The organism is Mycobacterium scrofulaceum (genome assembly GCF_002086735.1).
In the GTDB taxonomy this organism is placed as follows: Bacteria; Actinomycetota; Actinomycetes; order Mycobacteriales; family Mycobacteriaceae; genus Mycobacterium; species Mycobacterium scrofulaceum.
On sequence record NZ_MVIJ01000003.1, the window covers coordinates 62,499 to 78,609 of the forward strand.

A 16,111-nucleotide genomic window follows, 5' to 3' on the forward strand; every position below is an offset into this window, starting at 1 on the left:
TCGCTGCGGGCCGACGCGAGGTCGGCCCGCAGTCCACGCCGGCTACTTCGGAGTGAAGCGCTGCGCGCCGTCTAGGCGCATCACCTCGCCGTTGACGTAGCCGTTGGACAGCAGAAACGTTGCTGCGTCGGCATACTCGGCAGGAGTGCCTAGTCGCTTGGGGAACGGGATGTTGGCGGCGAACTTTGCGATCGCCTCTTCGCCGACCGACTCCATGATCGGCGTCTTCATCGTTCCAGGGGCGATGGTGTTGACTCGGATGCCCACCGAACTGAGGTCGCGAGCGGCAGCGATGGTCAACCCGATCACGCCGGCTTTCGCTGCGGCATAAGCGGTCTGGCCGATCTGGCCCTCATAGCCGGCAACCGAGGCCGTCATGACGATGGCACCGCGTTCGCCGTCCTCACGAGGTTCGGCAGCGGCTACCGCAGCCGCTACCAGCCGTGTCAGGTTGTAGGTGCCGTTGAGATACAGGTTGATCGTCTTAGTGAATGCGGCCATGTCGGCGGGACTGCCGTCGCGCTGCACGATCCGTTGGGCCACCCCGAAGCCGCCGTGCGCAACGACCGCGTAGCGCAATCGACCGAGCTGGTTGGCCTGCTCGATGGCGCCCTGCACACTCTCGTCACTGGTTACATCGGTACTGACAAACAGTGCCCCGCTGCCCAGTTCGTCGGCCAGAGCCTTACCCTTGTCGGCGGCGAGATCGGCGATCACCACGCCGAGTCCGTCGGCATGGAGCCGACGGACCGTCGCCTCGCCCAGGCCACCCGCGCCGCCGCTGACAATCGCCGACGCTCCGTCGAATTTCGCTACAGTCACCAATTCTCCTTATTAACCATTGTTTTCACTTCAGGCGGATCGCCCGTCACCAAGCTCCACGGATCCTCCGCGGCCAGCACCAGCCGGCCGAGTCGTCGTGCGTAGTTCGCGGTCGTGCCGTAATCCGCGGTCCAGCTCTGAGCGCGCAGGGTGAACAGCCACAGCGGGTGCTCACTGGTGACGCCGATCGCGCCGTGCAACTGATGGGCGACGCTGGTGACCGGGCCGACGGCGCGGCCGACTGCGACCTTCGCGACGGTGACGGCATAGTCGGTGTGGGGGGAGTTGAAGCCGTGCTCGGAAGCGGCGGCGACAGCTAATTCCGCAGCGGCACGGGCTCTTTCGATCTCTCCGGCCATGCCGGCCAGTGACTGCTGCACGGATTGGAAGGCGCTGAGCGGACGACCGAACTGGACGCGCTGCCGGGTGTGCTCGACTGAAAGTGCGGCGGCGGCGTCCAGCACCCCGATGGTCTGCACACAGCGTGACCATGCGCCGCGCCGAGTCAGCTCGGCGCCGAGTGCCGGGTCTACGGCGTGTAATTGGTCGGCGGACACGTCGAACGGAACCGAATCGCGTGGTTCGCCTGCCAGGTTGTGGCCTTCCTGCAGATCACCAGAGGCCACGTCGATGACGCCGACCCGCAGCCCGGCGGGCGTGGTGACGGCTAGCAGGGCGGCGGCGCACGCTCGAGCCCATGGCACGCCGGTCGCGGTGCCGGTGACCCTGGCGCCGTCGGTTTCGGCATCGGCGACGGCAACGGTCAGCGGCCCGTTGGGGAGCTCGATCCCGGCCTGCTGGCCCAGCCACCCGGCAAGCGCGTCGGTTTCGGCCAACGGCACCGCGCCGGCGTGGCGGGACACGCCGTAAAGCGCAATGGCCAACTCGTGCGGGCCGGCTCCCATGTCGGGCGTGCTCGTCAGCCTGGCCAGCCCGGTGTCCTCGAGGTTGCGCCAGAGTTCGGCGTCGAACTGCTCGGGGATGCCGCGACGGCCCAGCCCCGCGTCATAGGAACGCCGGCCAAGGTCGTCGACGAGCTGGCGCAGCTGTGTGTCGTCATTTTGAGAGTCGGTCGCGGCGAATACCCCGCCGCCCAGCGCGCTCATCGCAGCCCCATACCGCGGGCGATGACGCCGCGTAGCACCTCGTTGGTGCCACCGCGCAGCGTGAACATGGGTTTGTGCAGCCACGCGGTGTTCAGCATGGCCTCCAGTTCGGAATTCGGCGGTGCCGCCTCGAGCAGGTCGGCGATCAACCCGACGGATTCGGCTTCGAAACGGGTGCCGAGGTCCTTCACCAGCGCCGCCTGATTCGCCGCGTCGCCGCCGTCGGTGAGCGTGCGGGCCACCGACAACGACAGCTGCCGCAGCGAGATCAACCGCGCCATCAGGTCGCCGATGTCGGCGGCGGTACGGTCGTCGGGCACCGGCCCGCGACCGAGTGTGCGGATGGCGGCGAACAGCAGGGGACCGGTGGACAGGATCCGCTCGGGCCCGCTGCGTTCGAACGACAACTCGGACGTGACCTGGTGCCAGCCGTTGCCGACCTCACCGAGCACGTCGGCATCGGGAACGAAGACCTGCTCGAACAGCACCTCGTTGAAGTGGTGAGCCCCCGACATCAAGATGATCGGCTCGATGCGGACGCCCTCGGCATCGCACGGCACCAGGAATTGGCTGAACCCGGCGTGGCGGTGTTCTGGATCCGGCGGGCTGGTGCGGGCTAGCACGACGACCTGGTGCGCATGGTGGGCCCCGCTGGTCCACACCTTGCTGCCGGAGAGTAGCCAGCCGCCGTCGGCGCGGACAGCCTTGGTTTGCACAGCAGCAAGGTCGGACCCGGCGCCGTGTTCGCTCATGCCGATTGACGAAAAAAGCTGTCCTGCAACAATCTTGGGCAACAAACGTTCGCGCTGCTCCTCATTGCCGTAGGTCAGCAGGGCGGGTGCGACCTGACGGTCGGCCGTCCAGTGGGCGGCCACGGGCGCGCCCGCCGCGATCAGTTCCTCGGTCACCACGTAGCGGTGCAGGTGCCCCAGCCCGTGGCCGCCGTAACGCTGCGGGATGGTCAGGCCGGTGAATCCGGCGGCGCCAAGCCGCCCCGAGAACTCCTCGTCCCACCCGGCCAGCCATGAATCGACGCCGGGCTGCCAGCCGAATTCAGCACGGTCGGACTCCAAGAAGTCGCGCACGGCGTGCCGCAGTTTGACCAACTCAGGCTCACGGGCGCTCAACGCGTCGAACGAATTCACCACTGCCGCTTCCTAAACCGTAGGCGCCGGGGCCGACAGGAGGTAGAAGTTGGGCGTCAGGTCATCCTCGTTGGCCGCCAGTAGGTACTCCGACAGGTCGGCGCGGCCCTCCTCACGAAGGATCTCCTCGTCGGTGTAGAAGTGGCCGCTGCACGCCGCGGCGGGACGGGTGACCAGCGCGTGCACCGCCTCGGCCATGATCTGCGGGCTGCGGGCCTGCGCCCGCACCGTTTCCTCGCCCATTGCGACCATCATTCCCGTACTGGCGATCGTGGTGGCCGGCCACAGTGAATTCACCGCGATCGGCACCGAGGCGAACTCCTCGGCCCATCCCAAGGTGAGCAGGCTCTCGGCATACTTGCCCACGGTGTGCCCGACATGGGCACCAACCCATCGGGGGTCCATGTTCAGCGGAGGGGCGACATTGACCACGTGCGCGTTGCCCGACCGGCGCAAGTACGGAAGTGCGGCCTGCACAATCGCGAACGGCCCTTCGACATTGACCTCCAGCAGCCGGCGCAGGCTTTTGGGCGGTAGCTGCGCGGTCGGTCGTAGATCCAAGGCTCCGGCGTTGTTGATGACGACGTCGATGCCACCGAACGCGTCGGCTACCGCCTCGACTGCCGCTGCGACCGCTGCCGCATCGCGCACATCGCAGGTCAGCGGCAGCGCCCGACCGCCGGCACGTTGCACGGCGTCCGCGGTCTCGCCAAGGGTGCCCGCGATCTTGGGATTCGGCGTCTGAGTCTTAGCCAACAGGGCCACAGCAGCGCCATCGGCGGCGGCCCGAACGGCGACGGCGGCTCCGATACCGCGGCTCGCGCCGGTGACCACGACCACGCGGTGCTTCAAGGTGCGAGAATCGGGACTACCCACGGTTTGTTGGCCTTCCGCCGTCGCTGCGGTGATTCGAGGAATGCTATAACTATATAGCTCATTAGTGGGAGGGATGAACCCGCCCGACCGAAGCGAGGCCCCATGACTCAGGTTCTGTCGATCGGCACCTATCTGCCGCCATGGACTGTGCGCGACCGGCGGGTCAAGGGGCCCGACGAGGACGCGCTGACGATGGCCGTCGCCGCCGGCCGCGCCGCCGATCCCGAGGCCACGGCGCAACGCGTGGCGTTGGTGTCACGTGACTTTCCGCTGCTGGAGGGCGGCAACGGCGCGGTGCTGTTGGCCGCGTTGTCCCTGCCGGCCGACACCCCCGTCGCCGAGGTCCTCGGCGGTGCGCCCGCCGTGTTGGACCAAATCTGCAGCGCCGGCGAAGGCACCTTGGTGATCGCCGCCGACGACAACGAGCTCGCGGCGGGGGCCGGTGCGGTGCTCACGGGCGATTGCGGCGCCTCCGTGACCCCGCTGGCACGCCAGACCCGCAGTCTGCCGTTGACGGCCCGTGGTGCCGACGGCGCCCGCCACTCCTACGTCGACCCCCGGCTGCAACGTGAGGTCGGGGTGCGTTCCACACTGGCCCGATTGGGCCTCGCCCCAAACTCGGCGGTGGCAGCGGTCGCAGGCGTGCCGGTCGCGCAGGTCGGGGGTGACTTCGACACATCGCACGCCGTCGGCATCCCCACCGTCTCCGCCACGGCGATCATCCGGCTGTTGGCCGATGCGATCGAGGCTGGCGCACAAGGCTTGTTGATCGCCGTCGAGCAATCCAGTGTCAGCGCGGCCGATCTCGCGCAGGGGGGCGCCAAGCCCAGGATCGCCCGCGACGAGTTTCCGGCGCGGGAGCTACCCAAGGCGCGCGTTGCCGACGGCGTCGGCATTCCGATTTCGATGCCCGCGTATGCGCGCGCTTTCGAGCCGAAGATCCGTTGGGAGGCGGCGGTTTTCGAAGAGAGCCCCGGCATCGATGCCGCACCGCAGTTTCCACCGCGGCTCCGAGTCGACAATGCCGGACGGTTGGCCACCGAGTACCGGCTCGAGTCGCTGCCGCGAACCGGCACCGTCTACACCCACACTACGGTGCGGATTCCGGTGCCCGACTTGCCCAGCCCGTACTCCCTGGCCGTCGTTCAACTCGACGACAGCCCGGTGCGGGTGCTGCTGAAAGTCACCGGTGTGCCCGCGGGCGAGGCGACGATCGGACAGCCGGGGTCGGTGGTGCTGCGCAGGATCGCCACTCGCACCGGCATTCCCGATTACGGCTACGCCTTCTGGCCCGGACGGACGCTGGAAGGAGCGGTTGCATGAGAAAAGTCGCCATCGTCGGCGCGGGGATGACGCCCTTCGCCGAACACTTCGAACTGGGTATCAAGGACCTGGTGCCGATGGCCTACGCCGAAGCGGTCGCCAACGTTGACAAGGGCATTCAGAAGTCTGAGCTCGAAGCCGCGTGGTTCGGCGAGTTAGCGACCACCGACGGGTTCCCGTCCGGCATTTTGGCCGACACCCTCGATCTGACTGACATCCCGGTAACCCGCGTCGAAAATGCCTGCGCCACCGGCAATGACGCGATCCGGAACGGCACGCTGGCCATTGCCTCCGGCCTCTACGATGTGGTGCTCGTCGTCGGGGCCGACAAGGTCCGCGAGACCTCCTCGAACACCACGTTCTGGGACTGGGCGGCGATGACCCGCGACAACGCCTGGGACTATCCGCTGGGGCTGGTTGCGCCCGCCAATTTCGCGCTGCACGTGATGCGATATCTGCACGAGTCTCCGGCGACGAAGGAGCACATGGCGATGGTGGCGGTGAAGAACCATTTCCACGCGGTGAACAACCCGAAAGCTCAACTGCGCTATGAGATCACCGTCGAGCAGGCGCTTGCCGCGCCGATCGTGGTCGAACCCTTCGGGCTCTACGACTGCACCCCGCAGAGCGACGGCGCGGCCGCGGTGATCTTGGCTGCCGAGGACGTCGTCGACCGCTACACCGACCGTCCCGTCTGGGTTCGCGGCGTGGGGCTGGGTATGGACCGGGTGATGCACCAGCATAAGACGGACATGACGACGTTTCCGCCGACGGTGCGTGCCGCCAAGGCCGCAATGGCGATGGCCGGGGTGACGCCGCGCGATATCGACGTCGCCGAGGTCCACGACTGCTTCACCGGCGTCGAGCTGATCAGCTACGAAGATCTGGGCTTCGCACACCGTTTCGAGGCCTACAAGTTGGTGGAAGGCCGCGAACACTATGTGGGCGGGTCGATTCCGATCAACCCGAGCGGCGGGTTGAAGGCTAAGGGGCATCCGCCGGGTGCCACCGGCGTGGCGCAGTGTTACGAACTGTTCAACCAGCTTCGCGGTGAAGCCGAGAATCAGGTTGACGGCGCACGAATTGCGTTGGCGCACAACATCGGCGGGCCGACCGCGGTCTCCGCGGTCACCGTCCTTTCCAACCAGAAGAACTGATAGGACCATCACATGACAACTTCCGAGATCGCCACCCTGCCCGGCTACGAAGAGTTTGCGCCGTGGCTGCTGGTGGAGAAGACCGGCAACGTGCACGTGATCAGCATCAACCGGCCGGAGGCTTTCAACGCCGTCAACGAGGACGTGCACCACGCGTTCGCGACGATCTGGCGGGTACTGGCCGCCGACGATGACGTGCGGGCGGTGGTGACAACCGGTGTCGGAAAGGCATTTTCCGCGGGCGGCGACATGGTGATGTTCGGGCGCCTCATCGAGGACCCAGTGGCACGTCAGTTTCAGATCACCGAGGCCCGCACGGTTTTTCTCGAGGTGATCAATTTCCCCAAGCCGCTGGTGTCGGCCGTCAACGGCCCGGCTGTCGGGCTCGGCTGCTCGATCGCTTTGTTGAGCGACTTCCTGGTGATGGGGGAGAACAGCTACCTGGCCGACCCGCATGTCGCGGTCGGCTTGGTGGCCGGTGACGGCGGTGCCGCGATGCTTCCGCTGCTGATCGGCCTGATGAAAGCCAAAGAGTATGTGCTGCTGGGGGATCGGATCACCCCTGCCATTGCGGACAAGCTGAACCTCGTCACCAAAGTGGCCACCGATGACACCGTGCTCGACGAGGCGCTCGCAATAGGAGAGCGGCTGGCCGGTCTGCCGCCTCAGGCCCTGCGCGCCAGCAAGGTCGCGATGAACATGCACCTGTCTCGGGCCGCGCTCGGTGTGCTGGAGTACGCGCTGGCCGAGGAATACACGTCGTTCTCGACCCCGGAATTCAAGGAGCGGGTGGCCGCGTTCCGGGCGCGCTCGAAGAAGTAGCTCGACGGGCCGGCGCGGGAATCAGTCAGCGGTAGGCCGTCACTCGCGCGGTGATCGCCACCTTGCGGTCGTGGCCGGTGGCCTGCGCATCGCCCACGCCGGTGTTGCGGCCTACCCGCAACGGCGTGCCCTCGTAGCGGGATTCATTGCCGGCGAAAAACGGACGCAGAAAGTTCACTCGCAACGAGGAGGTCTGCAGCAGACCGCCGGAACGGTTCTGGTTGATCGCCGCCGAAGCCGCGAGCTCGAGGCCGGCGGCGGCCACGCCGCCGTGCACGATGTCCATGTCGTTGTTCAGGTTGCCGTCCGCACGCTGCGCCAGCACCGTCGCCGGACCATCCTGCGCGACGTGCACCGCCATCAGGTCGGCGAACGCGGTCTCGCCCGACCGGCGCAGGGTCTCCGACCGTTGCTGAGGGACGATGTCGCCGGCGTGGATGAAGAATGACCGCACTATGCCGGTGCCGATCACCACGCCGCGATAGGTCAGCGTGCAGATCCCCAGCGACGTGGCACCCAGCGGACCGGGTGAGTGCGCGCTGGCCAGCACCGGGCCGTCGAGTTCGCCGACGTCGGGGCTGAGGTCCATCGAAAGCTCGCTTGACACCGTCCAGTGCCCGGGCCGCCTGCGGTAGTGGTTGACGATCCCGGCGGCCGCGTCGACGAGGATCGCCAAGGGGGCCACAGTGGGAGCGCCGGTGCACGGATTGCGGAATCGATGCATCGGCATCGACAGCACGGCTGTGGCCTTGGGCGGGTCTGATTCGACGTATTCGATACCGAACCGGACCTGTATCGAGTCGGGTGTCTCGAGATCGTGCTGGTTTACCTGTTCGTCGACCCCGGTCATTCGAGAAGGTCTACGACGGTGGACAATTCGGCGCCGGTCAAGACGAACTCCTCTGCCTTCTGCAGGTGGCGCTTCCAGAGCTCGCCGGCCTGCTCGGCGTCGCCGTCCTTGATCATGTCCAGCACCATCCGGTGGGTCTTCGCTGAGCGGCGGACCGCCTGCTCGGCGCGCGTGCCCTTGGTGGGCTGCAACGACCGGTTGGCCTTCTCGATGATGTGATGCAGCATGTCGCTGACGATTTGCAGAGTGCTGTTGCCGGATAACCGCGCGATTGCGGCGTGGAAGTCGGTGAGCTGATCGACGGCGTCGCTGCCGGGATTCAGCTGCGATTCGCGTTCGACGATCTGCTCGAGTTCGGCGATCACCTTGGGACTGCGGTCCTTGGCCAGCTGCTCGACCATCGGAACCTCGAGCGTCACTCGTGCGTCATAGACGTCCTTCACCGTGACGCCTTCGTATTCGAGAATCAAGCCGGCATAGCGGGCGAGTGTCTCGCGCCGGGGGCGGGTGACGCGGGCGCCGCCGCGTACCCCACGCTGAACCTGAATCAGCGACTCCGATTCGAGCACGCGGAACGCTTCCCGCAGCGTCGGCCGGGACACGCCGAAACGCTCCATCAGCTCCGATTCCGGCGGCAACATGGTGCCTTCGGTGATCTCGCCGCGGATGAACATTCGCCGCAGCACCGTGGCCACCCGATCGGCCATCTTCGGTTCTCGAAGACTGGTGACCTCCATTGCAACCTCCACCGCTATGCGAATATGCGAATCAACTAACCATTTAGAGGTTAGCCGAACTAGAGGGCCGAGTCGGGAATCGGCGACCGTCAGTTAGCAAACTCACCCTTAGTACCCCATCGCCCGTCCCATGAGGTCCTTCATGATCTCAGTGGTGCCCGCATAGAGCCGCTGCACCCGCGAGTCCCGCCAGAGTCTGGCTACTTCGTATTCGTTGATATAGCCGTAGCCGCCGTGCAGCTGCAGGCAGCGGTCGATGATCTCCCACTGGACTTCCGAGGTCCACCACTTCAGCCCGGCGGCGTCCTGATCGCCCAGGGTGCCGTCGTTGACCGAGAGCACGCATTGGTCGAGGTAGGTCTGAGCGGCGTCGAGCTTGGTCTGCATTTCGGCCAGGAAGTGCCTATTGACCTGAAACTTGCCGATAGGCTGCCCAAACGCGGTGCGCTCCAGCGCGTAGGCCTTGGTCAGGTCGAGCGCACGGCGGGCGGCCGGCAGCGCGTAGCAGGCTACGCCGACCCGCTCGCTGGGCAGGTTGGAGACCAGATGGTAGAAGCCGCGGTTGAGCTCTCCCACCAGGTTCTCCTTGGGCACCTTGACATCCTCGAAGAACAATTCCGCGGTGTCGGCGGAGTATTGGCCGATTTTGTCGAGCTTGCGGCCACGGGTGAAACCCTCCATCCCGTCCTCGATCATCAGCAGGCTGATGCCCTTGTGCCGCGCCGACGGATCGGTCTTCACGGCCGTCAGCACCAGCTTGGACAGCAGGCCGTTGCTGATAAAGGTCTTCTGGCCGTTGACCACCCAGTGGTCGCCCTCGTCGCGCGCGGTGGTCTTGATGCCGGCCAGGTCGGACCCGGCCGCGGGTTCGGACATCGCGATGGACCCGATGTACTCGCCGGAGACAAACTTGGGCAGCCAGCGTTCCTTCTGCTCCTCGGTGGTCAGATCGTTCAGGTACGGCACCAGGATGTCGTTCTGCACGCCGAGGCCGATGCCGACCGAGCCGGTAAGGAACATCTCCTCGGAGACGATCTGATTGAACCGGAAGTCCTTGACGCCGAGCCCGCCGTACTTTTCGTCGAACTCCCAGCCGATCAATCCGTGTTCGCCTGCGGCCAGCCAGGCCTCACGGCTCACCTTGCCGTCGCGTTCCCACTTCTCGACGTTGGGCACGCATTCGCGCTCGAAGAAGCTCCTGGCGGTGGCCCGGAACTCGTCGTGGATCTCCTCGAAAATGTTGCGGCGCATGTACTTCCCTCTACTCGGCTGTCTCGTCGGCCCACGTGACGACGGCGGGCAGCGCGCGGCCGGTGGCCCAGCCCTCGTCGGAGTCCTCGAAGAGCCGCTCCGCGAGCAGCCCTTCGAGCTGGTCGTGTGACCCGCAGAGCGCGTCGATCTGGAATCCTCGAGTGACGTAGCGGTGCAGATCGTGCTCGGCGGTCAGTCCGATCGCACCGCACACCTGCAGTGCCACGTCGCTGACGGCGCGGTGTGCCCGGCCCGCGGCGGCCTTGGCGGCCAGCGCCAACAGTTCGCCGCCGTCTCGCCATGACTCGCCCAGCAGCGCCCGCGCGCCTGCCAGCACCGCCGAGGCATCGGCCAGTGCATGCCGCGGCGATTGGAATGACCCGATCGGTGCGCCGAACTGGACGCGCACGCTGACGTGGTCGACGGCGATGCGCAGCGCCCGCTCGGCCAGTTCCACCAGTTCGGTGGCCAGCGCCCGACGGGCTGCGGTGACGGCGTTCTTCCATTCGGTGGAGGCCTCGACCAGCGGGGTGTCGATTGATCCGCTCACTCGGGTCCAATGCGTCGACACGTCAAAGGTGTCCAGCCGCTGGCCGTTGAGCCGCGATGCGTCCACAACGGCCACCGAAACGGTGTTCCTCGGCCCGACTACCGGGACCACGATCCGGCCCTCCGGCGGTCCCAGCATGATGCCCGAGACCCGCTCAGCATCGGAACCCGCCACACTTCCGGTGGCGAGGTCGGGCAGCAGCACGTGAGCTGCGGAACCGTCGAGCACTCCGGCCAGTTCGGCCAACATGATGCGGTCCAAGCAGTCCGTCAGGGCCAGCGATCTGCCTTGCGCGCGGAACAACAGCTCACCCGCCTGGACGGGGTACTCGGCCTCGATCTCCGACCAGCCCAACTCGGCCAGCCGCCCACCGATTGCCAGGTGCTCACCGGCGTTCTTACCCGCCAGTTCCTCGAAGAGGCGAAACACCGCCTCTTCGACCATCTGCCATGACTCGTCGGGCACCGGCGCCTTCCTCATCGTTTCTCCTTGGGCAGCCCGAGCAGGTGGTCGGCGATGATGCCGCGCTGCACTTCGGCGGTGCCACCCATCACCGTGGCGGCCCGCGAGTACCACCACTCGGCCCGCGCGGTGTCCAGTTCCGCGCCGCCACGGCCTGTGCCGGCGATCAGGTGCTCTCGCTCGATTTCCAGGATGAGGTCGTTGACCTCCTTCTCGGCGCGGCCGAACAGCAGCTTGTCGATGCTGCTATCGGCACCGACCGCCTCGCCCGCGGCCAATCGGCGCACGGTGGTGGCAGTGCGTGCCTGGGCGGCCGCCACGTCGACATACACCCTGGCGAAGCGCCGGCGTTGCGCGTCGGTAGCGCCGGCGGTCACCATGTGCTCACGCAATCGACCCAATTCGGTGAGCACCTTGTTGAGCACCGCGTAGCCGTACATGCCGCGTTCGTACTGCATCAGATGCATCGCCACGGCCCAGCCGCCGCCGACGTCGCCGACGACCCGCTCACCGTCGACCCGGACGTCGTCGAAGAACACTTCGGCGAGTTCGCGGCGTCCGCTGGCCAGCGCGATCGGACGAATGGTGACGCCCGGTGCGTCGGCGTCGACCATGATCATCGTCAGCCCGCGGTGTCGGCTCTCGGGGGTTCCGGTCCGGACCAACGCCAACAGGCGCGTGGCGGTGGGCCCTTGGCTGGTCCAGATCTTCTGACCGTTGACGACGAACCCCCCGGCCCCGTCGTCGACCGCGCGGGTGCGCAGGCTGGCCAGGTCGCTGCCCGACTCGGGTTCTGAGAAACTTTGGCCCCACCACTCGACGCCGCTGAGGTAACCCGGCAGATACGCCGCGGCCAGACCGGGAGCGAACTTCAACAGAGCGGGGCCGAGCGTCTCCAGCGTCCAGTGTTGGGCCGGAATGGGCAGCATCGCGCGGCCGAGTTCCTCGTAGTACACCGCACGGTGAATCTCGTTGCCGCCCAACCCACCCGCGGCCTCCGGCCAGCCGTACCGGTTCCAGCCGTCGGCGTTCAGAGTGGCCATCACCGTGGCGTCGTGCGCAAGTCCGTCCTCGGCGCTGGTGAACGCGGCCGCGCGCCACTCGTCGGCTGTCTTCAAATTACGCAGGTAACGTCGGAAGTCCTCGCGGTACGCCGCGATGCTGGACAGGTATTCGGGGTGGCGACCGCTATGCAGGGCGCTATCGACAGGGGCGGACAACTGCTGCCCTTCCGTTGGTTCTCGCGTCTCGCCAGCCGGAGCTGAATCCGCTAAACAGTTATCTATAACAAGGTACACTAGCCCCACGCCGACAACTCTGCGAGAGGGAGCGCCAATGACGGCTTCACCGGTCGCCGCTACAACTGTCCAGTTCAATCCCGAGGCCAGGCTTTTTATCGACGGCCGGTTGCGGGATTCGTCGACCGGTAAGACCGTCGACAACATCAATCCGGCTAACGAAGAAGTGCTCGGCCTCGCCACCGACGCCAGCGCCGAAGACATGGAGGAGGCCATCGCCGCTGCCCGGCGTGCCTTCGACTCCACCGACTGGTCCACCAACCACGAGTTCCGTCAACGCTGCCTGATGCAGTTGCACGACGCGCTGCAGGAGGAAGCCGAAGACATCCGCGCCGAGCTGATCGCCGAGGTCGGTGCGACGGTGGGGATGACCCACATCGCACAGATGGGATGGCCGCTGGCCGACGCCATCCGGTGGCCGGCCCAGCTGATCTCGACCTTCCAATGGGAGCGGATGCTCGATCAGGACGCGAAGATGGGCGTGCCGTACAACCGCGTCGTGGTCAAGGAGCCGATGGGTGTCGTCGGCGCGATCACGCCGTGGAATTTCCCGTTCGAGATCATCAGCAACAAGGTGGGCCAGATCCTGGCCACCGGCAACACGATGGTGCTCAAGCCGGCCATGGAGACGCCGTGGAGCGCCCTGCGGTGGGGCCGGATCATCGCCGAGAAGACTGACATCCCGGCCGGTGTCGTCAACATCGTCCCGGCGTCGGACAACGACATCGCCCAGGTGCTCGCCACCGACCCGCGGATTGACATGGTCTCCTTCACCGGATCAACAGCTGTCGGCAAAGTCATCCAGCGGCTCTCGGCCGACACCATGAAGCGCAACATGCTCGAGCTCGGCGGCAAGTCGGTGTACCTGGTGCTCGATGATGCCGACATGGACACGGCGCTGCCCGGCTGTATCGGCGCACTGATGCATTCCGGGCAGGGGTGTGCGCTGGCCACCCGGATGCTCGTCCCGCGTTCCCATTACGACCAGGCCGTCGAGGTCGCCTCCGCGACATTTGGCTCCCTGGCCGTCGGCGACCCTGCGGACCCGAATACCTTCTGCGGGCCGCTGGTCTCGGCCAAGCAACAGGCCCGGGTGCTGAACTACATCGAGATAGCCAAGCGTGACGGAGGCCGCGTCACCACGGGCGGCGGAGTTCCCGACGGCCTGGACCGCGGATACTTCGTGGCACCGACCGTCGTTGCCGACGTCGCACCGGACCACACGATCTTCCAGGAGGAAGTGTTCGGGCCGGTGCTGTCCATCACGCCGTACGACGGAGGTGACGACGGCGCCGTCGAGTTGGCCAACAACTCCACCTACGGCCTGGCCGGCGGCATCATGGGCTCCGACGAGCGCGCCATGGCCGTCGCCCGCCGCATCCGCACCGGCTCACTGATGATCAACAGTGGCATGTACTACGGCGCCGACGCCCCCTTCGGTGGCTACAAGATGAGCGGTATCGGCAGGCAGAACGGCATCGAGGGCTTCGAGCAGCATCTACAGACCAAGACGATCGGATACCCCCTGTGAGCGACATCCTCAGCGGAATACGCGTCGTTGAGCTGGCGGCGTGGACATTCGTTCCGGCCGCGGGCGCCGTGCTCGCCGATTGGGGTGCCGACGTCATCAAAATCGAGCACCCCGAGACCGGTGACCCGCAGCGTGGCCTGATCAGCTCCGGGATCGTCACCGGCGCAGGGGGAGTGAATCACTTCATCGAGCAACCGAACCGCGGCAAGCGCAGCATTGGGCTGGACACCTCGACCCCGGACGGGCTCGAGCTGCTGATGAAGCTGCTCGAAACCGCCGACGTCTTTGTCACGAATCTGCTGCCGGATTCGCGCCAGCGGATGGGGATTGACGTCGAGCAGGTGCGGGCGCGCAACCCCAAGATCATCTATGCCCGCGGCCACGGCTACGGCACCCGTGGCGACCTCGCCTCGCAGGGCGGCTTCGACCTGGCCGCCTACTGGGCGCGCGGCGGCATCGGCGATGCCTATTCGGCCGGCGACGGCACCTACCCGCCGATTCAGCGACCGGCATTCGGCGACTCCTATGGTGGGCTGGCGATCGCGGGCGGAATCGCCGCGGCCCTGGTGAAGCGCGAGCGCACCGGCGAACCGTCGGTGGTCGACGTGTCGCTGCTCAACGCCGCGATCTGGCAGTTGGGTCCGGACATCGTCGGATCAGGCGTCACCGGTCAGGACATCCCGAAGTTCAACCTCGACGAGATGCCCAACCCGGTGGCCAGCATCTACAAGACCCGCGACAACCGGTTCATCGCCTTCGTGCTGCTGCAGGCCGACCGATTCTGGGCGGACTTCTGCACCCGGCTGGGCCGCACCGATCTGATCGAGGACGAACGGTTCGCGAACGCGGTCGTGCGGTTCGGCAACCGTCAGGAGTGTATCGGCGAGTTGCGCAGCGCGTTCGAGTCCAAAGATCTCTCGCACTGGGAGAAGGCATTTGCTGGTTTCGACGGGGTGTGGGACGTCATGCACACCGCGCATGAGGTGCACAGTGACCCGCAGGTGATCGCGAACGGGTATCTGCCAAGGGTCACCGATGCGAACGACAACGAGTTCGCGCTGGCGGCCAGCCCCGTGCAGTTCGACGAGGCTCCGCTGGACCTGACGTGTGCGCCGGGCCACGGTGAGCACACCGACGCGCTGTTGGCCGAGTTGGGCTTCAGCGAAGAAGAGATCATCGAATTCAAAATCAATTCGGTTGTGCTGTAGTGGGTTCCGAGGAACTTGCGCGACGGTTCCTGCACGTCAATCTCAACTGCGCGTCGCTGGACGCCACCGAGGCGCTCTATGTCGGGCAGCTTGGACTGGCGGCGCGAATGCGCACCGATCCCAAAGTTCCGACCGACGGCAGCATCCTCGGCATCGACGGCGACGAAACGTTTTGTGAGACATCGTTTCTCTACGATTCGCGAGGCGGCCGCGCCGGCTGCGCTTTGGAGGCCATCGAGTTTCACAACCCGGCGCTGAAAGCCGACCCGAACAGTGACCCGACTCGTCCCGGCATCCGGTCAACGCTGCTGACAGTGGCCGATCTCGATGCAACCGTCATAGCGTTGCGTGAGGCCGGCATCACCGTGGGCGGGCCGGTCGACGGCCTGATCTCCGGCTCTAAATCGGTTCTCGCGGTCGACCCCGACGGAGCGGTCATCGAGCTCACCGAAGCCCCGAGCGATAAGCCGGGGGCGGTGTTCGCCGGAATCCGCATCGCTGCCATCGACGCAGTGGCCACCGGAGAGTTCCTTGCCGCGATCGGTTTCACTCAGGTGCAGGCGCCGACTCAAGTCGAGGTGGCCGGCGACCAACTCACCCCTGGCGGGTCAACCGATGCCGTCAAATGCGCGGTGTCGCGCTACGCGCTTCCTGAGGACGCCCATCAGTTCAGCCTCACCATTGTGGAACATCCCGACACGCGTGACGCGGACCCGGTGCCGTGGGGCGGGAACCATCAAGGGCTGTACCGCTGCGCGCTGCGGGTGGAAAACACCGAGGCGGCAATGGCGTTGGTCCCGAATTCCGTTGAGACCATGGGTGATCCGGTGTGGTGCCCGTTGCCGGGCACCAAGATCGAGGGGCTCTACATCTCGTTCCTGCGCTCGCCCGACGGAGTGGTATTCGAATTCGTCGAGCGGCCGCTGAAGTACTTCAGTCCGGCCGTGGCAAGGGGTTGAGCGTTGGACCTGGG

At 66.3% G+C, this 16,111-nt stretch carries 15 protein-coding genes; 6 read left to right on the forward strand and 9 right to left on the reverse strand.

Annotated elements, in window-relative coordinates; translation table 11 throughout:
* Nucleotides 1-42 precede the first annotated feature (42 nt).
* Genes BST44_RS03495 through BST44_RS03510 form a run of 4 tightly spaced genes read right to left on the reverse strand, consistent with a single transcriptional unit; the run spans nt 43 to nt 3,925 of the window.
* Nucleotides 43-822 carry an SDR family oxidoreductase gene (locus tag BST44_RS03495; protein ID WP_009953742.1) on the reverse strand — a complete coding sequence of 260 codons (780 nt, stop codon included), beginning with the start codon at nt 820-822 and terminating at the stop codon, nt 43-45.
* Complete coding sequence (locus tag BST44_RS03500; protein ID WP_083175158.1) at nt 819-1,928, reverse strand: acyl-CoA dehydrogenase family protein; 1,110 nt, start codon at nt 1,926-1,928, stop codon at nt 819-821. The genes BST44_RS03495 and BST44_RS03500 overlap by 4 nt, the downstream gene beginning before the upstream one ends.
* Nucleotides 1,925-3,076, reverse strand: coding sequence for an acyl-CoA dehydrogenase family protein (locus BST44_RS03505; RefSeq protein WP_009953746.1), 1,152 nt, complete (start codon nt 3,074-3,076; stop codon nt 1,925-1,927). The genes BST44_RS03500 and BST44_RS03505 overlap by 4 nt, the downstream gene beginning before the upstream one ends.
* 9 nt (nt 3,077-3,085) lie before the next feature.
* Entirely contained in the window at nt 3,086-3,925 is an 840-nt protein-coding gene (locus BST44_RS03510) for an SDR family oxidoreductase (protein WP_009953748.1), read from the reverse strand.
* A gap of 126 nt (nt 3,926-4,051) precedes the next feature.
* On the opposite strand from BST44_RS03510, the gene BST44_RS03515 reads away from it, so the two are divergent.
* Genes BST44_RS03515 through BST44_RS03525 form a run of 3 tightly spaced genes read left to right on the forward strand, consistent with a single transcriptional unit; the run spans nt 4,052 to nt 7,251 of the window.
* Nucleotides 4,052-5,272, forward strand: a complete 1,221-nt coding sequence (locus BST44_RS03515; protein WP_083175159.1) for a Zn-ribbon domain-containing OB-fold protein — start codon at nt 4,052-4,054, stop codon at nt 5,270-5,272.
* A complete protein-coding gene (locus tag BST44_RS03520; protein ID WP_011724876.1) occupies nt 5,269-6,429 on the forward strand; it encodes a thiolase C-terminal domain-containing protein in 1,161 nt (386 codons plus the stop codon). The genes BST44_RS03515 and BST44_RS03520 overlap by 4 nt, the downstream gene beginning before the upstream one ends.
* 12 nt (nt 6,430-6,441) lie before the next feature.
* Nucleotides 6,442-7,251 (forward strand): enoyl-CoA hydratase/isomerase family protein, encoded by an 810-nt coding sequence (locus BST44_RS03525; protein ID WP_009953753.1) that lies wholly within the window; start codon nt 6,442-6,444, stop codon nt 7,249-7,251.
* Between the two features lie 25 nt (nt 7,252-7,276).
* Here BST44_RS03525 and BST44_RS03530 read toward each other — a convergent pair whose 3' ends face one another.
* The 5 genes from BST44_RS03530 to BST44_RS03550 form a co-directional block, all read right to left on the reverse strand.
* Nucleotides 7,277-8,101, reverse strand: coding sequence for a PaaI family thioesterase (locus BST44_RS03530; RefSeq protein ID WP_083175161.1), 825 nt, complete (start codon nt 8,099-8,101; stop codon nt 7,277-7,279).
* Nucleotides 8,098-8,838, reverse strand: coding sequence for a FadR/GntR family transcriptional regulator (locus BST44_RS03535; protein ID WP_083175162.1), 741 nt, complete (start codon nt 8,836-8,838; stop codon nt 8,098-8,100). The genes BST44_RS03530 and BST44_RS03535 overlap by 4 nt, the downstream gene beginning before the upstream one ends.
* A 108-nt stretch (nt 8,839-8,946) precedes the next feature.
* Nucleotides 8,947-10,089, reverse strand: coding sequence for an acyl-CoA dehydrogenase family protein (locus tag BST44_RS03540; protein WP_083175164.1), 1,143 nt, complete (start codon nt 10,087-10,089; stop codon nt 8,947-8,949).
* Nucleotides 10,090-10,099: 10 nt separating this feature from the next.
* Nucleotides 10,100-11,119 carry an acyl-CoA dehydrogenase family protein gene (locus tag BST44_RS03545; protein WP_014379517.1) on the reverse strand — a complete coding sequence of 340 codons (1,020 nt, stop codon included), beginning with the start codon at nt 11,117-11,119 and terminating at the stop codon, nt 10,100-10,102.
* Nucleotides 11,116-12,321, reverse strand: a complete 1,206-nt coding sequence (locus tag BST44_RS03550) for an acyl-CoA dehydrogenase family protein (protein WP_083175165.1) — start codon at nt 12,319-12,321, stop codon at nt 11,116-11,118. The genes BST44_RS03545 and BST44_RS03550 overlap by 4 nt, the downstream gene beginning before the upstream one ends.
* Before the next feature lie 115 nt (nt 12,322-12,436).
* Between BST44_RS03550 and BST44_RS03555 the strand changes: the two genes are divergently transcribed.
* The 3 genes from BST44_RS03555 to BST44_RS03565 are packed head-to-tail and all read left to right on the forward strand — an operon-like array spanning nt 12,437 to nt 16,097.
* Complete coding sequence (locus BST44_RS03555; RefSeq protein ID WP_014382029.1) at nt 12,437-13,930, forward strand: aldehyde dehydrogenase family protein; 1,494 nt, start codon at nt 12,437-12,439, stop codon at nt 13,928-13,930.
* Nucleotides 13,927-15,138 (forward strand): CaiB/BaiF CoA transferase family protein, encoded by a 1,212-nt coding sequence (locus tag BST44_RS03560; protein WP_083175167.1) that lies wholly within the window; start codon nt 13,927-13,929, stop codon nt 15,136-15,138. The genes BST44_RS03555 and BST44_RS03560 overlap by 4 nt, the downstream gene beginning before the upstream one ends.
* Entirely contained in the window at nt 15,138-16,097 is a 960-nt protein-coding gene (locus BST44_RS03565) for a VOC family protein (RefSeq protein WP_083175168.1), read from the forward strand. Before BST44_RS03560 ends, BST44_RS03565 begins: the two co-directional genes overlap by 1 nt.
* The last annotated feature ends 14 nt before the right edge of the window (nt 16,098-16,111 follow it).